This window comes from Xanthomonas hawaiiensis, assembly GCF_031834635.1.
Lineage (GTDB): Bacteria > Pseudomonadota > Gammaproteobacteria > Xanthomonadales > Xanthomonadaceae > Xanthomonas_A > Xanthomonas_A sacchari.
In genome coordinates, this window is sequence record NZ_CP115873.1 from 779,493 (window position 1) to 797,331 (window position 17,839).

Genomic DNA, 17,839 nt, shown 5'->3' on the forward strand with positions numbered 1-17,839 from the left:
CATCCGGCCCTGCGGCGCAACTCCCCCCGAAAAGAGGGCCATGGTCCTGGGGGAGAAGGGAACAGCTAGCCCCTCTCCCGTCGGGAGAGGGGTTGGGGTGAGGGTCCGGCGCGAAGCGACTCGGGTAGTTTGGGTGCACGAGGACTCGCCCGCACCCTCATCCGGCCCTTCGGGCCAGCTTCTCCCAATGGGAGAAGGGAACAGCTAGCCCCTCTCCCACCGGGAGAGGGGTTGGGGTGAGGGTGCGGTGCGCGAAGCGCCCGCGTGGCCCCATCGCGCCATTGCCGCCAGACGCCGACACGGCGGAAGACAGGCGTGCCGCGCTGAGAGCAGCGCCCTCAGGCGCGCAGGATTTCGCCGCTGGCGGCGTCGCGGATCGGGGTGGGCTGGGCCAGGCCGCCGGTTTCGCCATCGATCAGGCCATCGAGGTCGCGCAGTACCAGCGGGTCCAGCTCGCTGCGCTGTCGTGCCGGCGGCTCGCCGCCGCGGTTGGCGCTGGTCGACACCAGGGCGCCGCCCCAGGCACGGCACAGCGCGGCCACCAGCGGATGCGCGCTGATCCGCACGGCGATGCCCTGGTGCGCGCCGGTGACCCAGGGCGGCGCGTGCGCGGCGGCGGGCAGGATCCAGGTGTGCGGTCCCGGCCAGCTGGCCAGCACCGCGGCCAGCCGGTCCGCCGGCAACGCCGACAGGTCCAGCAGCGGACGCAACGGATCCAGTTCGGCGGCGACCACGATCAGGCCCTTGTCCACCGGCCGCTGCTTGATCCGCAGCAGGCGGGTCACGGCGGTCTCGTCGTGCGGATCGCAGCCCAGGCCCCACACGGCTTCGGTGGGATAGGCGATCACGCCGCCCTGGCGCAGGACGGCGACGGCATGGCTCAGCGACAGGTCGGTCATGCGCGCATCATGCGGCACGTCCTCGTCTAAGGACAATGAGGGTCGGTTGGGTGGGGCTTGGGATGTTCGCAAGGCTCCGGCCGTGCCGCTTTTCTGTGGAAGGGGCTTCAGCCCCGACGCCTTGCCGATGACGCGTCGGGGCTGAAGCCTCTCCCACAGGCAACCGCGGTGTCGCGGTTCTTCAGGCGCCGAGAGACGCCGTGGGCACCGCGAGAAGGTGGCTCGGTGGCCGCGATCGTACTATCCGGGGGGCGCATCGGGCCCCCCGGGCCATTCGCACAGCGGCTCAGCCGCCCTTGGCCACCGTCTTCTTGGCGGCTTTCTTCACCGCTTTCTTGGCGGTCTTCTTCGCGGCCTTCTTGACCGCCTTCTTCGCCGCCGGCTTGGCCGGGGCATCGGCGGCGGCCTTCTTCGCCGCGCTCTTCTTCGGCGCGGCTTCCTTCTTGGCAGCGGCCTTCTTGGCGCCGAAGCCCTTGCGCACCGGCTTGCCGGTTTCCTCCAGCAGCTTCTGCACTTCGTCCAGGCTCAGCGTGGCCGGTTCGCGATCCTTGGGGATCTTGCCGTTGAGCTTGCCGTCGCTGATGTACGGGCCGAAGCGGCCGTTGAGCACCTGGATGTCGCTGCCGGGGAATTCCTTGATGATGCGGTTGCGCGCGATCTCTTCCTTCTCCTCGATCAGGAACACCGCACGGGCCAGATCGATGGTGTAGGGGTCGTCTTCCTTCTTCAGCGAGGCGTAGACGCTGCCGCGCTTGGCGAACGGGCCGAAGCGGCCGATGCCGACGCTGACTTCCTCGCCCTTGTCCTGGCCGAGGCTGCGCGGCATCAGGAACAGCTCAAGCGCCTCCTCCAGGGTGATGGTGTGCATGCTCTGGCCGGGACGCAGCGACGCGAACTTGGGCTTGTCCTCGGCGTCCTCGGCGGTGCTGCCGATCGCCGCGTACGGCCCGAAGCGGCCCAGGCGCACGCTCACCGGCTTGCCGGTCTTGGGGTCGGTGCCGAGCTCGCGCGCACCGCTGGCTTCGGCGCGGTCGACCGATTCCTTCTTGTCCTCGACCAGTTCCTTGAACGGTTCCCAGAACCGCGACATCAGCGGGATCCACTCCTCCTCGCCGCGCGAGACCGCGTCCAGCTCGTCTTCGAGCTTGGCGGTGAAGTCGTAGTCCACGTACTGGGTGAAATGGCTGGACAGGAACTTGGAGACCGCGCGGCCGACGTCGGACGGGCGGAAGCTGCGGCCTTCCATCTCCACGTACTTGCGGAACAGCAGGGTCTGGATGATCGAGGCGTAGGTCGAGGGGCGGCCGATGCCGTACTCTTCCAGCGCCTTCACCAGCGCCGCTTCGGTGAAGCGCGGCGGCGGCTGGGTGAAGTGCTGCTCGGCCAGGATGCGCTCCAGCGGCACGCGGTCGCCCGGCTTCATCGCCGGCAGCTTGCGGCCCTCGTCCTCGTCCTCGGCGCTCTTGTTGTCCTTGCCTTCCTCGTACACGGCCAGGAAACCGGCGACGACCACAGTGGTGCCGCTGGCGCGGAACACGTGTTCGCTGCCGGCCGACAGGTCCACGCTCACGGTGTTGAGCGTGGCCGGGATCATCTGGCAGGCCACCGCGCGCTTCCAGATCAGCTCGTACAGCTTGCGCTCGTCGTCGGTGAGGAAGCGGGCCACCTGCGACGGGGTGCGCAGCGCCGAGGTCGGACGCACCGCTTCGTGCGCTTCCTGGGCGTTCTTGGACTTGGTCTGGTAGGTGTTGGGCTGGTCCGGCAGCGAGGCGATGCCGAAATCGCGGGCGATCACGTCGCGGATCTCGGCCAGCGCGTCCTGCGACAGGTTGACCGAGTCGGTACGCATGTACGAGATCAGGCCGACCGTGCCTTCGTCGCCGATCGCCACGCCTTCGTACAGCTTCTGCGCCACCTGCATGGTCTTGCGGGTGGTGAAGCCGAGCTTGCGCGAGGCCTCCTGCTGCAGCGTGGAGGTGGTGAACGGCGGCGCCGGGCGGCGCTTGCGCTCCTTGCTGGCCACGTCGGTGACGTGCAGCGCGCCCTGCGCGGCCTGCTGGATGCGCAGGCGCGCAGACTCGGCGGTGTCGCCGTCGGTGATGGTGAACTGCTCGAACTTCTGCCCGTCGAGCTTGATCAGCTTGGCGTTGAAGTGCTGCGAGGGATGCGCGCAGTCGGCGGCGATGGACCAGTACTCGCGGGCGATGAAGGCTTCGATCTCCTCCTCGCGCTCGACGATCATGCGCAGCGCCGGCGACTGCACGCGGCCGGCGGACAGGCCGCGCTGCACCTTGCGCCACAGCACCGGCGACAGGTTGAAGCCGACCAGGTAGTCCAGCGCGCGGCGCGCCTGCTGCGCGTCGACCAGGTCGCCGGCGATCTGCCGCGGCTGCGCCATCGCTTCCTTGATCGCGCGCGGGGTGATTTCGGTGAACACCACCCGGTGCAACGGCTTGCCCTTGAGCAGCCCGCGCTCCTGCAGGATCTCGGCGATGTGCCAGCTGATCGCCTCGCCCTCGCGGTCCGGGTCGGTCGCCAGGTAGATGTCTTCGGCCGCCTTGGCCGCCTTGGCGATGGCCTCGACGTGCTTCTCGTTCTTGTCGATCAGCGCGTAGCGCATCGCGAAGCCGTCGTCCGGATCGACCGCGCCTTCCTTCGGGATCAGGTCGCGCACGTGCCCATACGAGGCCAGGACGTGGAAATCCTTGCCGAGGTATTTGTTGATCGTCTTGGCCTTGGCGGGCGATTCGACGATGAGCAGGTGCTTGGACATGGCGGGTCGGGCTTCGATGGGCGTGGGCGGACGCCCTGGGGGCGGTAGGGTGGCGCAATTGCTCCGGTTAGTGAAGCGTTGCGGTCTCGCAGAGAAGCCGACGCCCGGGGCGGAACCCCCGGGCGTTCAGCAACGGCGCTTATTTATTAGTGGACACGTCCGGCGCCCGCTGTCAAGCCGGCGCTGCCCGGCCGGGCTGCCGCGGAGGCGGCGACGCGGCCGCCGGGGGCCGCAGGACTCAGTGCCAGCCGCCCTTGGCGGCCATGCCGATCGCCAGGATCACCACCAGCAGCGAGGCCGCGGCCAGCAGGCCGAACAGCGACAGAATCACCACGGTGACGGTGCCCAGCTTGCGCTGCTGCCACTCCGGGTGGTCGGTGTAGGCCCACTTGTCCACCACCAGGGTGTCGCAGAGCATGTCGTGCAGGGCCTGCTTGCGCTCGGTGAAGGCCGCCATCAGGTAGCCGATGCCCACGGTCAGGCCGCTCAGCATGAAGCCGAAATAGCGGCCGATGCCGCGGGCCACGGTGATGCGGCTGCCATCGGTACGCACCACCTTGATGCCGACCGCCATCTTGCCCAGCGTGGCCTGCTTGGTGGACGCGTGGAACAGGCCGTAGTACAGGGCCGAGATCGCCAGCGGCACCAGGTACATCATCAGCAGCATGATGATGCCGGCGGCGGAGGTGAAGTTGGGTTGGCTGCCGACGCGGTTGACCCCCATGAAACCGAGGATCACCACGAACTGGATCACGTTGGAGACGATGCCGACCAGGAACGCGTCGATCAGGTAGGCGGCCACGCGCTTCCAGAAGCCGGCCTGCACCACCTCGCCGCCGCCGACCACCCGCGCACCGCTGTCCAGCATGGCGCTGGGCGCCGCGTAGGGCGATGCCGGCGCGGTGGGCGCGGGCGAGGCCCAGGCGTCGGGGATGGGCGCGGCCGGTGCCGGAGGCGGGACCTCTCCGCCAGCCTCGATGGGCGCGATCGCAGGGGCCGGCACCGGTGCCTGGGCCAGGCCGAGCTCGTCGACGAATTCGGCCAGGGTGCGCCATTCGCTCAGGCCCTCGCGCCAGACCAGGGTGGACAGCCCGATCTCGCCGCGCTGGAAGCGCTGCTGCAGGTCGGCGGCCGCCAGCGGGCCATGGCGCTGCTGCGCCGCATCGGCGTAATACCACTCAGTCATTCTGTTCCCCGGGTGTTGCAGTCGAAAACGGTGCGCCGGTCAGCCGCCGCGGCAGTGGACCGGCAGGACGCGATCGTCCAGGTCGGAACTGCAGTTCCAGGCGGACGTGCGCTCATCGTAGTCCAGCCACAGCGCTTTGCCATCCAGCCGCTTGGTGTCGGGCAGGTGCAGTGTGGCTTCGAGGCCGCAGTGGCCGTTGTCGAAGCGGCCGACCCGCACCTGCGCGATGGCGTCGCCGGCATAGCTCTGAGGGGTGCCGAAGCCGGTGTCGCCGTTCACCGGGCAACGGTGCTCCTGCGCGGTGAACGCGCCGATCTGGTCCTTCAATGGCGCCAGGGTGCCGAGTGCCTGCGCGACCTTCGCGCGCGCCATGTAGTCCTGATAGGCGGGCAGGGCGATCGCCGCGCCAATGCCGAGGAAGGCCACCAGCAGCACGCCGGCGACGGCGCCGACGATGGCCATGATCGCGCAGCCGGACAGGCCGCTGCGTGGCGGGGCAGCCGCGGGGCCTGCGGGAGCGGCCGCCTGGAGCGGCGGCGGCAACGGTGGCGGGATGGGAGCGTCCGCCAGGCCCAGCTCGGCGGCGAGCGCATGCAGCGGTCGCCACTCCGGCAGGCCTTCGCGCCAGACCAGGGTGTCGCGCTGCAGGCGGCTGTCGTGCAGGCGTTCCAGCAGGGCCGACGCCGGCAACGGACCATGCCGCTCGCGGGCGGCATCGACGTAGTACCAGACTGCCAAGGGAGAGGTGTCTTCGTGCATCCGTGCGCGACCGTCAGCGGCTCAGTGGACCGGCTCCGGCTCGTCGACGAACATCTGCGTTTCCATCCACGCGTACGCCGCCTCGGCACCGGGTTGATTGAACAGCACCATCAGCACCACCCACTTCAGGTCGTCCAGGTCCAGTTCGTCCTGGTCCAGGGCCATGGCCCGGTCCAGCACCAGCTCGCGCTGGTCGCTGTCGAGGATGCCGTGCTGCTCCAGGAACAGCAGGAAGCCGCGGCATTCCACGTCGAGCTTGTCCAGTTCCGGGCCATGGTAGATGCGGATCGGACCGTCGATGCGCGGCTGCGCCACGGCCGGGCGCTGGTCGGCCAGGGCGTCGAGCCAGTCGAACGCCTTGCTGATCTCGGTGGGGCTGAAGCCGGCCTGGATCAGGCCATTCTGGAGGGAGTCGCGATCGCGGACCGGATCCGCGTCTTCGCTGAAATAGTGTTCGAACAGGTACAGCAGGACATCCAGAATGCTCTCTTTCATTGCCCCTCGGCCTGCGTCGCGAGACGCTGTGGAGGTGAAGAAACTAGGGTTTGCGGGTGTAACGACCGCGTTCGACCGCCACGTAGCCATCCAGTTCCATGGCCAGCAGCATGGAGGACGCCGCTGCGGCCGTCAATCCGCTGCGTGCGATGACTGAATCCATACAGATGGGGTCGTGGCCCAGCGCCTGCCACAAGCGCTGGTAGTCGGGGTCGGAGAAGGCCGGCGTGGCGCCGCGCGCGGTGCTGGCTCCCTGTGTGGGGACGTTCAGGCGCCCGCGCAAGGCGTCGGCCAGTTCGGCGGCCAGCGCGGCGACGCCGGCCACCACCTCCTCGGCGCTTTCCACCAGCCCGGCGCCGTCGCGGATCAGCCGATGGCAACCGCGCGCCAGCGGGTTGTGGATCGAGCCGGGCAGGGCGAACACCTCGCGCCCGGCCTCGGCGGCCAGCCGCGCGGTGATCAGCGCGCCGGAGCGGGTGGCGGCCTCGATCACCAGGGTCGCCAGGCTCAGCCCGGCGATGATGCGGTTGCGCGCCGGGAAGTGGCCCGCCCGCGCAGGGGTGCCGGGCGGATGCTCGCTGACCACCGCGCCGCATGCGGCGATCTGGCTGCGCAGGGCGGCATGCTGGCGCGGATAGGCCAGGTCGGGACCGGTGCCGACCACCGCCACGGTCCGCCCGTCGGCGCGCGACAGCGCCGCCCGGTGCGCGGCGGCATCCACGCCGCTGGCCATGCCGCTGGTCACCGCGAAGCCGGCCGCGGCCAGGGCCAGGGCGAAGCCGTAGGCGTTGTCGCGGCCGCCGGCGCTGGGCGCGCGGCTGCCGACCACGGCCACCGCCGGGTGCCACAGCGCCATCGGGTCGCCGTCCACGTACAGCGCCAGCGGCGGGTTGGGCGTGCGCCGCAGCAGTGCCGGGTAGTCGGGATCGTGGCAGCCGAGCAGGTGCCGGCCCGGCTGCGCCAGCCAGCGTTCGGCGGTGTCCAGTGCTGCGCGATCGGGACGCTGCAGCGCGGCGACCTGCGCCGCGTCCAGGCCGGCGGCATGCCAGGCGGCGGGACCGGCGGCCAGCGCCGCAGCCGGGCTGCCATGCCGCTCCAGCAACTGCCGCCGCGGGGCGCTGGCGCCGCCGGCCAGCGACAGGGTCAGCAGGGCCGGATCGGCGGGTGCGTCGAAGGAGGTGGTGGCCGAATGGGACATGCGCCCAGGCTAGGCCGCAGACGCAGACGGCGCCCTCGGGCGCCGTCTGCAATCGCTGTAGGGGGATGCCCCGTTGGCGGGTCAGCGCGCGTCCGGGTGCTTGACGTCGTAGCCGATCCGGGTCGGCTTGATGCCGTCCATCACCAGCGCGTAGCTGACCTTGTCGAAGGTGCGGAACACCATCGCGTGCGCGGCGTACTCGTCCGGCAGCGCCACCGTGGTGCCGCTGCCGCCGGTGAAGCCGTCGTCGGCGCGCGAGGTGTTGGGGTGGCGCACGCGGTCGTTGACCCGGGTGCCGTGGCGCCACAGCGACACCACCGTGCCGTTGTCGATGCCTTCGCGGCGGCCGCCGGAGATGGCGATCACGTCGCGCGGGCCGGCCGCGCTGAACGCGTCGGCCACCGCCAGCACCCGCAGGCCGGCGGCCAGCGCCTGCTCGGACGGCGGATGCGGCACGAACTGCAGGTCGTAGGGCTGCGCCTCGACCGGGATCAGGCGGTCGCCGGCGCGCACTTCGCGGGCGTTGTCCTGCAGCAGCAGGGCGGTGGCCTGGCGGCCGTCGGCGGACACGCGGGCGACGGTGCCGATGTTGACCTGGGCCAGTTCGTAGCCGAGGGACTCGCGGCGCTTGTCTGGCGGCACGAAGGTCTGCCATAGGTTGCCGCTGCCGGGGATGCTGCGGCCTTCGGCATCGAGGTCGTCGCTGAGCTTGGGCAGCAGGTAGCGCACGGTCGGGCGGACCACGGCGTAGCGCTGCCCGGCCTGGGCCTGGCCGAGGCCGACCGCGTAGACCAGTTGCCCGTCGGTGGCGCGCAGCCGGTTGTCTTCGGTGCCGACCACGTAGGGCAGGTCGTCGATGCGGTCGACCACGCGCAGGTTCTTCAGGAACGGCTCCACCTGCGCCAGCGGGATCGCGTCGATCGGCGCGTCCTGGCGCGGGCCCGGCTTGACCTCGGCATGCGCCACCCGGTCCAGGTAGGCCAGGCTGAGCACGTCGCCGGGGTAGATCAGGTGCGGGTTGTGCACCTGCGGATTGGCCTGCCAGATTTCCGGCCACAGCCAGGGCTTGCCGAGGAAGCGCCCGGCGATGTCCCACAGCGTATCGCCCTTGCGCACCACGTAGGTGTCGGGGTGTTCGGCGGCCATGCTGGCGGAAGCAGCGTAGGTCGCCACGGTGAGCATCGCCACGGCGACGACCGTACGGAGTCGATTGAACATGAGCGCGAAGCCTGATTCCCCAACAGGTTGGCGCACTATAGTGCAGAACCCTGGTGCGGGCGCAAGCGGCGGGCGCAGAAACGGGTAGAATCCGCAGGTCTTGCCGATTCGTCCGGCGCCCCCATCTTGGGTACCGCTATGGCCCTGCTCCCCATTCTCGAATTCCCCGATCCGCGCCTGCGCACCAAGGCGGTGCCGGTCGACGCCGCCGAGGTCACCTCCGCGGCCTTCCAACGCCTGCTCGACGACATGTTCGAGACCATGTACGACGCGCCCGGCATCGGCCTGGCGGCCAGCCAGGTGGACGTGCACAAGTGCTTCATGGTCATCGACGTCAGCGAGGAGAAGAACGCCCCGCAGGTGTTCATCAACCCGCAGATCGTGCAGCGCGACGGCGAGCAGGTGTACCAGGAAGGCTGCCTGTCGGTCCCCGGCATCTATGCCGACGTGACCCGCGCCGACGCCATCACCGTGCGCTACTTGGACCGCCAGGGGCAGCCGCAGGAACTGAGCACCGACGGCCTGCTGGCGGTGTGCGTGCAGCACGAGATGGACCACCTCGACGGCAAGCTGTTCGTCGACTACCTGTCCCCGCTCAAGCGCGAAATGGTGCGCAAGAAACTGGCCAAGGCGCGCAAGCACGTGGCGTGAGGCCGGGAACCGGGAATGGAGAAACGGGAATCGTAAACGCGGTGCCCGTGCCATTTCCGGGTCCGCGCGCTTTTCCCATTCTCCATTCCCCATTCCCGGTTCCCAGCCTCCATGAAACTCGTCTTCGCCGGTACGCCGGACTTCGCCGTGCCGTCGTTGCGCGCGGCTGCGCAGCGCCATGAAGTGGTCGCGGTCTACACCCAGCCGGACCGGCCCGCCGGGCGCGGCCGTGGGCTGACCCCGTCGCCGGTCAAGCTGGAGGCGGTGGCGCGCGGCATTCCGGTGCTGCAGCCGCAGACGCTGCGTGCGCCGGAGACGCTGCAGGCGCTGCGCGCGCTGCAGCCGGACCTGATCGTGGTGGTGGCCTACGGGCTGATCCTGCCCAAGGCGGTGCTGGCGATCCCGACCCATGGCTGCTGGAACGTGCATGCCTCGCTGCTGCCGCGCTGGCGCGGCGCCGCGCCGATCCAGCGCGCGATCGAGGCCGGCGACAGCGAAACCGGGGTGTGCCTGATGCAGATGGAGGCGGGGCTGGATACCGGCCCGGTGCTGCTGTCGCAGCGCACCCCGATCGGCGCCGACGAAACCGGCGGCCAGTTGCACGACCGCCTGGCCGCGCTGGGCGCGCAGGTGCTGGCCGACGGGCTGGGCCTGCTGCGCGCCGGTCTGCGCCCGGTGGCGCAGCCGCAGCCGGAGGCGGGCGTCACCTATGCGCACAAGCTGGACAAGGCGCAGGCGCGGCTGGACTGGCAGCAGCCGGCGGCGCAGTTGGCGCGGCAGGTACGCGCCTTCGATCCGTGGCCGGTCGCCGAGGCGGTGCTGGCCGGCGAGCGGGTGCGGGTGCACGGCGCGATCGCGCTGGACCTGGCCCATGGGCAGCCGCCGGGCACGGTGCTGACCGCGTCCAAGCACGGCATCGACATCGCCTGCGGCCAGGGCGCGCTGCGCCTGCGCGTGCTGCAGCGCGACGGCGGCAAGGCGATCACCGCCGCCGACTACCTCAACGCGCGGCGCGACCTGCCGGTTCTGGCGTAAGGGTTCGGCATGCCTGCGTACGCCGCGTTTGGCCTGGCAGGCGCGGCCGTGGCCGCCCCCGCGCTGCGGCGCGGGCGGGCGTTCACCGCGTCGCGCACCCCCATCATCCGCACGCGCAACCACGACATGGCATGCGCGCTGATCCCTAACGCATTCTGGAGCGCGCGCCGATGACCGCATCGCCCAGCGCTGCATGGCCGCCGGGCGTGGCCCCGCGAGTGCTCGCCGCCCGCGTGCTGACCGCGGTGATCGACCGCGGCCGCTCGCTCAAGGCCGAACTGGCCGCGGCATTGCCGACGCTGCCCGATCCGCGCGACCGCGCGCTGGTGGAGGCGATCTGCTTCGCCGTGCTGCGTCGCCGCCCAGCCTACGAGGCGGCGCTGCGGATGTGGCTGCAGAAGCAGTTGCCGCAGCGCGACGCCGAACTGCGCGGCCTGCTGCTGGCCGGCTTCGCCCAGCTCGATGCGCTGGGCCTGGCGCCGCATGCGGCGCTGTCGGCGACGGTGGAGGCGACGCGCGCGCTGGATCGGCCGCGCCAGGCCGGCTTGGTCAACGCGCTGCTGCGGCGCGCGCTGCGCGATGGGCTGCCGGCGGTCGCCGCCGACGCCGGCTGGCCGCTGTGGCTGCGCGATGCGCTGCGCGCCGACTGGCCGCAGCAGGCCGAGGCGATCTTCGCCGCCAGCCAGCAGCCGGCACCGCTGTGGCTGCGGGTCAACCGCCAGCGCGGCACCCGCGACGCCTACCTGCAGGAACTGGCCGCGGCCGGCATCGCCGCGCAGGCATCGCCGCTGCTGGCCGATGCGATCCGGCTGGAGGCGCCGCTGGCGGTGAGCGCCTTGCCGGGCTTCGCCGAGGGGCGCGTGTCGGTGCAGGACGGCGCGGCGCAGCAGGTCGCCGACGTGCTGGCGCCGGCGCCGGGCGCGCGCGTGCTCGACGCCTGCGCGGCGCCCGGCGGCAAGTCCGCACACCTGCTCGAACGCGACCCGAGCCTGCGCCTGACCGCGCTGGATGTGGATGCGCGACGCCTGGCGCGGGTCGGCGAGACCTTCGCGCGCACCGGCGCCGGCGCGCAGGCGCAACTGCAGGTCGCCGACGCGGCGCAGCCGCAGGACTGGTGGGACGGCGTGCCGTTCGACGCGGTGCTGCTCGACGCGCCGTGTTCGGCCACCGGCATCGTGCGCCGCCAGCCGGACGTGTTGCTGCACCGCCGGCGCGAGGACGTGGTGGCGCTGCAGGCGCTGCAGGCGCGCCTGCTCGACGCCGCCTGGCAGGTGCTGCGGCCGGGCGGGGTGCTGGTCTACGCCACCTGCTCGCTGCTGCAGGACGAGAACGCGCGGCAGGTGCAGGCCTTGCTGGCGCGGCAGCCCGGCGCGGCGTTGGAGGACCCGGGCGCGGCCTGCGGGCATGCCTCCGGCGGCGGCCGCCAGCGCTTCCCCGGCGAGCAGGACGGCGACGGCTTCTACTACGCGCGGTTCCGCAAGACGGCATGAACCGGCGCCGGTATCATCGCTTCCCATGCTGAAGACCCGCGCGTCCCGAGAGTTCTGGTTGTTGGCCATCCTGGCGGTGCTGGTGCTCGGCGCCGGCCTGGGCCTGCGCGATCCGCACCCGGCCGACGAACCGCGCTTCGCGCTGGTCGCCAAGCAGATGGTGGAGAGCGGCAACTGGCTGTTCCCGCACCGCGGCACCGAGCTGTACTCGGACAAGCCGCCGATGCTGATGTGGCTGCAGGCCAGCTTCTACACGCTGTTCGGCAACTGGCGGGTGGCGTTCCTGCTGCCGTCGCTGCTGGCCGGGCTGGGCACGCTGGCCTGCGTCTACGATCTCGGCCGGCGCCTGTGGACGCGCCGCGTCGGCATGTACGCGGCCTACGCGCTGCTGTTCGCCTTCCATTTCACCTACCAGGCGAAGAAGGCGCAGATCGATCCGCTGGTGGTGTTCTTCATCACCCTGGCCAACTACGCGCTGCTGCGCCACCTGTTGCGCGGGCCGGACTGGCGGTTGTGGGCGCTGGGCTGGTTCGCTGCCGGGCTGGGCACCATCACCAAGGGCGTGGGCGTGCTGGCGCTGCTGATGCTGCTGCCGGCCGCGGCGGCGTCGCTGGCGCACTGGCGCGGGGTGCGGGTCGGCCTGCGCGATCCGCGCTTCTGGCTGGGGCCGCTGGCGTTCCTGGCGGCGGTATCGATCTGGCTGGTGCCGATGGTCGCCACCGCGCTGTCGAGCAACGCGCCCGAGTACCGCGCCTACCTCAACGACATCCTGTTCCGGCAGACCGCCGGCCGTTACGCCAAGTCCTGGGACCACGCGCACGGGCCGCTGTACTTCTTCGGGGTGATGCCGAGCATGTGGCTGCCGGTGCTGCTGGCGTTGCCATGGGCGATCCCCGCCTGGGCGCGGCGCCTGCGCCGGCGCGACGCGCGCTACCTGCTGCCGCTGGCCTGGTGGGCGCTGGTGGTGCTGTTCTTCTCGATCCCGACCGGCAAGCGCGATGTCTACGTGCTGCCGGCGCTGCCGATGCTGTGCCTGGCGATGGGACCGCTCATTCCAGGGCTGTTGCGCAAGCCCGGGGTCAAGCGCCTGCTGCTGGCGTTCACCGCGTTGCTGACGCTGGCGCTCGGCGGCGTGGGCGCGGCGATCCTGCTGGGGCACGGCTTCCGCGCGAAGATGATGGAAGACCGCGGCATCGACCTGGCCACCGTGCAGGTGCTGGCCTGGATCCTGCTGGCGATCGGTCTGTGGGGCGTGGCCAGCCTGGCCGCATTCGCGCGGCGCCGCCCGGAACTGGCGACGGTCTCGACCCTGACCATGGTCTGGGTGATGGCCGGCTTGCTGGTGTACCCGCTGATCAACCTGTCCAGTTCCGCGCGCGGCGTGATGGAGTCGGTGGGGCGCCGCATCGGCCCGGAGGCCGAACTCGGCCTGGTCGCCTGGAAGGAGCAGAACCTGCTGATGTCCGACCGCCCGGCCACGACCTTCGGCTTCGTGGTGCCCTGGGACGAGCAACTGCGCCGCGGCATCGCCTGGCAGGCGCAGGCGCCGCAGCGGCGCTGGCTGCTGGTGCAGGAGGCGGCGATGCTGGGCTGCGTCGACCGCAACGCGAGCATCCTGGCCGGCGTGTCCAACCGACGCGACTGGTGGCTGGTCCCGGCCAGCGCCGTGCACGGCCACTGCGTGGTCACCCAGGACGACCGCGACCGCCTGCGCGAGCAGGACAAGGACCGCTTCGAATGAGCCGCACCTGCGCACCCCGGCGGTGTGCTGCGACTGCCGGTGGCGGCCAGCGCGTCGCGCGGGCGGGGGAGCGCGCATGCCGCCGCCGCTGATCCGGGTGATCAGCCGCGACAACGGCGGCGGCCTCAGCCGCGACCTGCAGGTGGTCGCCGACCTGCTGCGCGAGACCGGCCGCTACCGCGTGGAGGTGCTGGGCTTCGGCACCGTGCGCATGGCCAATCGCCTGCGCGAACTGCGCCTGTTCCTGCGCAGCCTGCTGCTCGGGCGTGCCGACCTGCAGATCTTCCTGGAGCGGGTGTATCCGCGCTGCCTGGGCAGCGGTCTGCGCAATGCCCTGATCCCCAATCCGGAGTGGTTCCGGCACAAATGGCTGCGCTGCCTGCCGCGCTTTGCGCAGGTGCTGTGCAAGACCCGCCAGGCCGAGCAGCGGTTTTCCACGATGGCGCCGACCGCCTTCATCGGCTTTTGCAGCGACGATTGCTACCGTCCTGAGGTCCCGCGCGAACGCGCCTGCCTGCATGTGGCCGGGCGCAGTTCGGCCAAGGGCACGGCACTGCTGCTGCAGACCTGGGCGCGGCACCCCGAGTGGCCGCGGCTGACGGTGGTGCAGAGCGCGAAGAAGTCCCACCCGATCGAGGCCGAGAACATCGACTACCTGACCGGCTACCTCGACCAGCAGGAACTGCGGCGGCTGCAGAACGCGCACCGCTTCCACCTGTGCCCCTCCGAGGTGGAGGGCTTCGGCCACTACATCATGGAAGCGCTGAGCGTCGGTGCGGTGGTGATCACCACCAATGGGGCGCCGATGAACGAACTGGTGAGCGCCGAGCGCGGCGTGCTGATCGATCCGGTCGGCGAGGGTCCGGACAATTTCGGCGTGCGCTACCGGATCGAGGCCGCCGGCCTCGAACAGGCGATGGCGCAGGCGCTGGCGCTGTCGCCGATGCAGTGCGACGCCCTGGGCACGGCCGCGCGCGGCTTCTTCGAGACGCGCCGGCGCGAGTTCGGCGAGCGCCTGCGCGCGGCCGTGGCCGATCTGCTCGGGGAAGCGCCGCCGCCCACCGCCCCGGCCAGCCGCGGCGCCGATCGCGAACAGGTCAGGCCGGGTTAGGGAAGCGCCCCGGATCATCGCCGACCACCCCTACCCCGACGGCTTCTCTCCTTGATGTCCCAGCCCATCGCGCCACGCCATGCCGTTTCCGCGTTCTCGCGCCAGTCCCTGGCCGAGCGCGGCGCGGCGCTCGCGCTGCTGTGCCTGCCGGCGCTGGCGATCAGCATGCCCAGCGGTCTGCTGCCGTTCGGCCTGCTGCTGCTGGCGACCAGCCTGCTGGCCCTGCCGCAGCTGCGCCAGGCGGTGGCGCCGATGCAGCCGTCGTTGCGCTGGCTGTGGATCCTGGCGTTGCTGGTGATCGGGCTGTCGCTGTGCTCGGTGCTGTACTTTGGCCAGCCGTTGAAGGACATCGACAACCGCACCCGTTTCCTGGTGTTGCCGTGGGCGGCGCTGTGGGCCTATGCGTTGCGGCCGCCGCAGCGCCTGCTGTGGTGGGGCGCGCTGCTTGGCATCCTCGCCGCGCTGGTCGTGGCCAGCGTGCAGGTGTTGCAGGGCCAGCCGCGCGCCGAGGGCTGGACCAACGCCATCGTGCTGGCCGACGTGGTGCTGATGCTGATGGTGCTGGCGGTGTTCTGCCGGCCCCGCGGCCAGTGGCCGTGGGCCGCCGCCGCGGTGGTGGCCGGCGGCATCGTCATCCTGCTCAGCGGCAGCCGCGGCGTGTGGCTGGGCGTCCTGCTGCTGCTGGTGGTCAGTGCGCTGTGCCTGCGCTGGCGCGACAGCGCGACCCGGCTGATGATCCTGGGCGCGTGCACCGCGCTGGCGGCGGTGCTGGTGCTGAGCGTGCCGGCGCTGACCAAGCAGACCCGCCTGGCCGAACTGCACCACGACGTGCAGCGCTACGAACGCGGCGACAGCGATTCCTCGGCCGGCGCGCGCATCGAACGCCTGCAGGTGGCGGCGGCGACCTTCGTCGAACACCCGGTGGTCGGGGTCGGCGTGGGCCGTTTCGACAACGCCATGCTGCGCCTGCCCGACTGCCGCAAGGGCTTCGTCGAGCGCTGCCACCTGGGCCATGCGCACAACGACTTGGCCGAGTGGAGCGCGACCCAGGGCCTGCCCGGGACCGTGCTGATCCTGATGGTGTACGGGGTGCCGCTGTGGCTGCTGCTGCGCCTGTACCGGCGCCGGCCACAGCCGCATTTCCACGGCGCGGCGGCGGCCGGGATCATGGTGGTGGCGGCCTACGTGCTGTGCGGCATGACCCAGTCGATGTTCGCGCACCAGGTGAGCACCGGTTTCTACGTCGCCCTGGTCGGCGTGCTGATCGGGCTGGCCGCACGCGAGGCGGAGCCGGCGCCGGGCGCTGAAGGCGCCACGCGAAGCCGGTAGACTGCCGATCCCGCATCGCCGGGCGGCACGGCGCCTGGCGCCGACCGCCGGCACCGCGCCTGACTTCCGGATACCGCGCGCCATGGCCGACGCTGCCGCCGCCACCCTGCCGCTGAGCCTGGTGGTGATGACCTACAACGAGGCCGCCAACATCGCGCGCTGCCTGGACAGCGTGCCGTTCGCCGCCGACAAGCTGGTGGTGGACTGCGGCAGCACCGACGACACCGTAGCGATCGCCCGCGCGCACGGCGCGCGCGTGGTCGAGCAGGCCTGGCTGGGTTTCGGCCCGCAGCGCAACTTCGCCTCCACCCAGGCCGCGCACGACTGGATCCTGGTGCTGGACGCGGACGAATTCCTGTCCGACGCGCTGCGCGCCGAATGCCAGGCGCGGCTGCCGCCACTGCTCGCCGAGAATCGCGTGGACGCGGTGTGGCTGCGTCGCAGCACCTGGTACATGGGCGCGCCGATGCGCTGGTACAAACCGATGGTCGGCGAGCGCCTGGCGCGGCTGTACCACCGCGGCCGCGCGCGCTGGAGCGATGCACGGGTGCACGAGTCGCTGCGCTTCGACGGCGCCAGCGCCGAGTTCGCGCCGCCGTTCAACCACCTGCACAACCCGACCCTGGTGCACAAGCAGCTCAAGGTGCTGCGCTACGCCGAACTCAAGGCGCTCGGCTGGCGCGACAAGCGCAAGCCGGTGAGAATGTGGCAGAGCCCGTTCGTGTTCGCCGGCGCGTTCCTCAAGGACTATCTGCTGCGGCTGGCGTTCCTCGACGGCTGGCGCGGCTTCGTGGTGGCGCAGACCGCAGCCAGCTACGCGCTGTACAAGCGCATGCGCTACTACGAGATGCAGATCAACCCGGCCTCGGTGGAGCAGGCGCGGGCGCAACTGCAACGGCACGATCTGGAGCACTGATGAGCAAGCACTATCTGCTGTACGGATCCGAGCGCTACGCGCTGGCGATCCTGCGCCCGCTGCAGGCGGCGATCCGCGCGCGCGGCGACGACGCGGCGTGGTTCTTCGACGGCCCCGGCGCCGAGGATCTGAGCGCCGACGAGCGCCACCTGGCGACGGTGGAAGAGGTGCTGGCGTGGAATCCTTACGCGGTGATCACCTCCAGCAACGCGGTGCCGCATTTCTTTCCGGGGGTGAAGGTCGAGACCTTCCACGGCTTCGACGCCGGCAAGCCGCGGCACATCTACGTGCGCGGCTTCTTCGACCTGTACTGCACCACCGGCCCGCGCGATACCGCGGCGTTCGGTGCGCTGGCGCGCAAGCTCGGCCACTTCGCGGTCAAGGAGACCGGCTTCCCCAAGATCGACCCGTTCATGCGCGAGATCGGCGCGGAACTGGCGCCGGTGCGGCAGCCGCCGGTGATCCTGTACCACTCCACGTTCTCGCCGTCGTGGAGCGCGGCCGGCATCCTCTACGACGAGGTCGCGCGGCTCTCGCGCAGCGGCGAGTGGCGCTGGATCGTCACCTTCCATCCGAAGATGGACCCGGCGATGGTCGCGCGCTTCCGCGCGCTGGAGAGCGAGTACCTGCGTTTCGCCGACAACGACAACATCCTGGAACTGTTCCCGCAGGTGGACATGATGTGCTCGGACACTTCGTCCGCGCTCAACGAGTTCCTGCTCACCTACAAGCCGGTGGTGACCTTCAAGAACCGGCGTCCGGGGCCGCAGCTGATCGACATCGACGATCCAGCGCAGTTCGAACCGGCGATCCGTCGCGCGCTGCAGCGGCCGCCGGAACTGATGGCGGCGATCCGCGAATTCGCCGATGGCCTGCATCCCTACCGCGACGGCCAGTCCAGCGAGCGCGTGCTGCAAGCGATCGACGACTTCGTCGCCGAGGGCGCGCGCAACCCGCGGCGCAAGCCGCTGAACCTATGGCGCAAGCTGAAGATCCGCCGCCGTATCGGCTACTGGGGCCGCGGCGTGCGTCGCTGAC

The 17,839-nt window shown here is 71.0% G+C and carries 15 protein-coding genes; 8 read left to right on the forward strand and 7 right to left on the reverse strand.

Annotated elements, in window-relative coordinates:
* Positions 1–338 precede the first annotated feature (338 nt).
* The 7 genes from tsaC to PG878_RS03425 all read right to left on the reverse strand — a co-directional run bounded on the left by tsaC (position 339) and on the right by PG878_RS03425 (position 8,528).
* Complete coding sequence (gene tsaC, locus PG878_RS03395; protein WP_209032178.1) at positions 339–899, reverse strand: L-threonylcarbamoyladenylate synthase type 1 TsaC; 561 nt, start codon at positions 897–899, stop codon at positions 339–341.
* Positions 900–1,185: 286 nt separating this feature from the next.
* Positions 1,186–3,672 carry a DNA topoisomerase I gene (locus PG878_RS03400; protein WP_209032177.1) on the reverse strand — a complete coding sequence of 829 codons (2,487 nt, stop codon included), beginning with the start codon at positions 3,670–3,672 and terminating at the stop codon, positions 1,186–1,188.
* A gap of 238 nt (positions 3,673–3,910) precedes the next feature.
* A complete protein-coding gene (locus PG878_RS03405) occupies positions 3,911–4,858 on the reverse strand; it encodes an RDD family protein (RefSeq protein WP_209032176.1) in 948 nt (315 codons plus the stop codon).
* A gap of 39 nt (positions 4,859–4,897) precedes the next feature.
* Positions 4,898–5,617 (reverse strand): pilin, encoded by a 720-nt coding sequence (locus PG878_RS03410; protein WP_425611759.1) that lies wholly within the window; start codon positions 5,615–5,617, stop codon positions 4,898–4,900.
* A gap of 21 nt (positions 5,618–5,638) precedes the next feature.
* Positions 5,639–6,112, reverse strand: coding sequence for a DUF494 family protein (locus tag PG878_RS03415; protein ID WP_010340686.1), 474 nt, complete (start codon positions 6,110–6,112; stop codon positions 5,639–5,641).
* Positions 6,113–6,155: 43 nt separating this feature from the next.
* Complete coding sequence (gene dprA / locus PG878_RS03420; protein WP_209032174.1) at positions 6,156–7,310, reverse strand: DNA-processing protein DprA; 1,155 nt, start codon at positions 7,308–7,310, stop codon at positions 6,156–6,158.
* A gap of 81 nt (positions 7,311–7,391) precedes the next feature.
* Positions 7,392–8,528: a LysM peptidoglycan-binding domain-containing protein gene (locus tag PG878_RS03425; RefSeq protein WP_209032173.1), complete on the reverse strand. Its 1,137-nt coding sequence runs from the start codon at positions 8,526–8,528 to the stop codon at positions 7,392–7,394.
* 138 nt (positions 8,529–8,666) lie between these two features.
* On the opposite strand from PG878_RS03425, the gene def reads away from it, so the two are divergent.
* From def to PG878_RS03465, 8 genes are all read left to right on the forward strand, one after another.
* A complete protein-coding gene (gene def, locus PG878_RS03430; protein WP_209032172.1) occupies positions 8,667–9,179 on the forward strand; it encodes a peptide deformylase in 513 nt (170 codons plus the stop codon).
* A 111-nt stretch (positions 9,180–9,290) separates the two neighbouring features.
* Entirely contained in the window at positions 9,291–10,214 is a 924-nt protein-coding gene (gene fmt, locus PG878_RS03435; RefSeq protein ID WP_209032171.1) for a methionyl-tRNA formyltransferase, read from the forward strand.
* A 170-nt stretch (positions 10,215–10,384) separates the two neighbouring features.
* Positions 10,385–11,704 carry a 16S rRNA (cytosine(967)-C(5))-methyltransferase RsmB gene (gene rsmB, locus PG878_RS03440; RefSeq protein WP_209032170.1) on the forward strand — a complete coding sequence of 440 codons (1,320 nt, stop codon included), beginning with the start codon at positions 10,385–10,387 and terminating at the stop codon, positions 11,702–11,704.
* A 25-nt stretch (positions 11,705–11,729) separates the two neighbouring features.
* Positions 11,730–13,445, forward strand: a complete 1,716-nt coding sequence (locus PG878_RS03445) for an ArnT family glycosyltransferase (RefSeq protein WP_209032169.1) — start codon at positions 11,730–11,732, stop codon at positions 13,443–13,445.
* A gap of 76 nt (positions 13,446–13,521) precedes the next feature.
* Entirely contained in the window at positions 13,522–14,556 is a 1,035-nt protein-coding gene (locus PG878_RS03450) for a glycosyltransferase (RefSeq protein WP_209032168.1), read from the forward strand.
* A gap of 54 nt (positions 14,557–14,610) precedes the next feature.
* Entirely contained in the window at positions 14,611–15,885 is a 1,275-nt protein-coding gene (locus PG878_RS03455; protein ID WP_209032167.1) for an O-antigen ligase family protein, read from the forward strand.
* 82 nt (positions 15,886–15,967) lie between these two features.
* A complete protein-coding gene (locus tag PG878_RS03460) occupies positions 15,968–16,801 on the forward strand; it encodes a glycosyltransferase family 2 protein (protein WP_209032166.1) in 834 nt (277 codons plus the stop codon).
* Positions 16,801–17,838 (forward strand): CDP-glycerol glycerophosphotransferase family protein, encoded by a 1,038-nt coding sequence (locus tag PG878_RS03465; protein ID WP_209032165.1) that lies wholly within the window; start codon positions 16,801–16,803, stop codon positions 17,836–17,838. Before PG878_RS03460 ends, PG878_RS03465 begins: the two co-directional genes overlap by 1 nt.
* Position 17,839 lies beyond the last annotated feature (1 nt).

What these genes read in the sequence shown, in the direction of transcription:
- tsaC (WP_209032178.1), bottom strand. Translation starts at nt 899, where the DNA reads ATGACCGACCTGTCGCTGAGCCATGCCGTCGCCGTCCTGCGCCAGGGC.
- PG878_RS03400 (WP_209032177.1), bottom strand. Translation starts at nt 3,672, where the DNA reads ATGTCCAAGCACCTGCTCATCGTCGAATCGCCCGCCAAGGCCAAGACG.
- PG878_RS03405 (WP_209032176.1), bottom strand. Translation starts at nt 4,858, where the DNA reads ATGACTGAGTGGTATTACGCCGATGCGGCGCAGCAGCGCCATGGCCCG.
- PG878_RS03410 (WP_425611759.1), bottom strand. Translation starts at nt 5,617, where the DNA reads ATGCACGAAGACACCTCTCCCTTGGCAGTCTGGTACTACGTCGATGCC.
- PG878_RS03415 (WP_010340686.1), bottom strand. Translation starts at nt 6,112, where the DNA reads ATGAAAGAGAGCATTCTGGATGTCCTGCTGTACCTGTTCGAACACTAT.
- dprA (WP_209032174.1), bottom strand. Translation starts at nt 7,310, where the DNA reads ATGTCCCATTCGGCCACCACCTCCTTCGACGCACCCGCCGATCCGGCC.
- PG878_RS03425 (WP_209032173.1), bottom strand. Translation starts at nt 8,528, where the DNA reads ATGTTCAATCGACTCCGTACGGTCGTCGCCGTGGCGATGCTCACCGTG.
- def (WP_209032172.1), top strand. Translation starts at nt 8,667, where the DNA reads ATGGCCCTGCTCCCCATTCTCGAATTCCCCGATCCGCGCCTGCGCACC.
- fmt (WP_209032171.1), top strand. Translation starts at nt 9,291, where the DNA reads ATGAAACTCGTCTTCGCCGGTACGCCGGACTTCGCCGTGCCGTCGTTG.
- rsmB (WP_209032170.1), top strand. Translation starts at nt 10,385, where the DNA reads ATGACCGCATCGCCCAGCGCTGCATGGCCGCCGGGCGTGGCCCCGCGA.
- PG878_RS03445 (WP_209032169.1), top strand. Translation starts at nt 11,730, where the DNA reads ATGCTGAAGACCCGCGCGTCCCGAGAGTTCTGGTTGTTGGCCATCCTG.
- PG878_RS03450 (WP_209032168.1), top strand. Translation starts at nt 13,522, where the DNA reads ATGCCGCCGCCGCTGATCCGGGTGATCAGCCGCGACAACGGCGGCGGC.
- PG878_RS03455 (WP_209032167.1), top strand. Translation starts at nt 14,611, where the DNA reads ATGTCCCAGCCCATCGCGCCACGCCATGCCGTTTCCGCGTTCTCGCGC.
- PG878_RS03460 (WP_209032166.1), top strand. Translation starts at nt 15,968, where the DNA reads ATGGCCGACGCTGCCGCCGCCACCCTGCCGCTGAGCCTGGTGGTGATG.
- PG878_RS03465 (WP_209032165.1), top strand. Translation starts at nt 16,801, where the DNA reads ATGAGCAAGCACTATCTGCTGTACGGATCCGAGCGCTACGCGCTGGCG.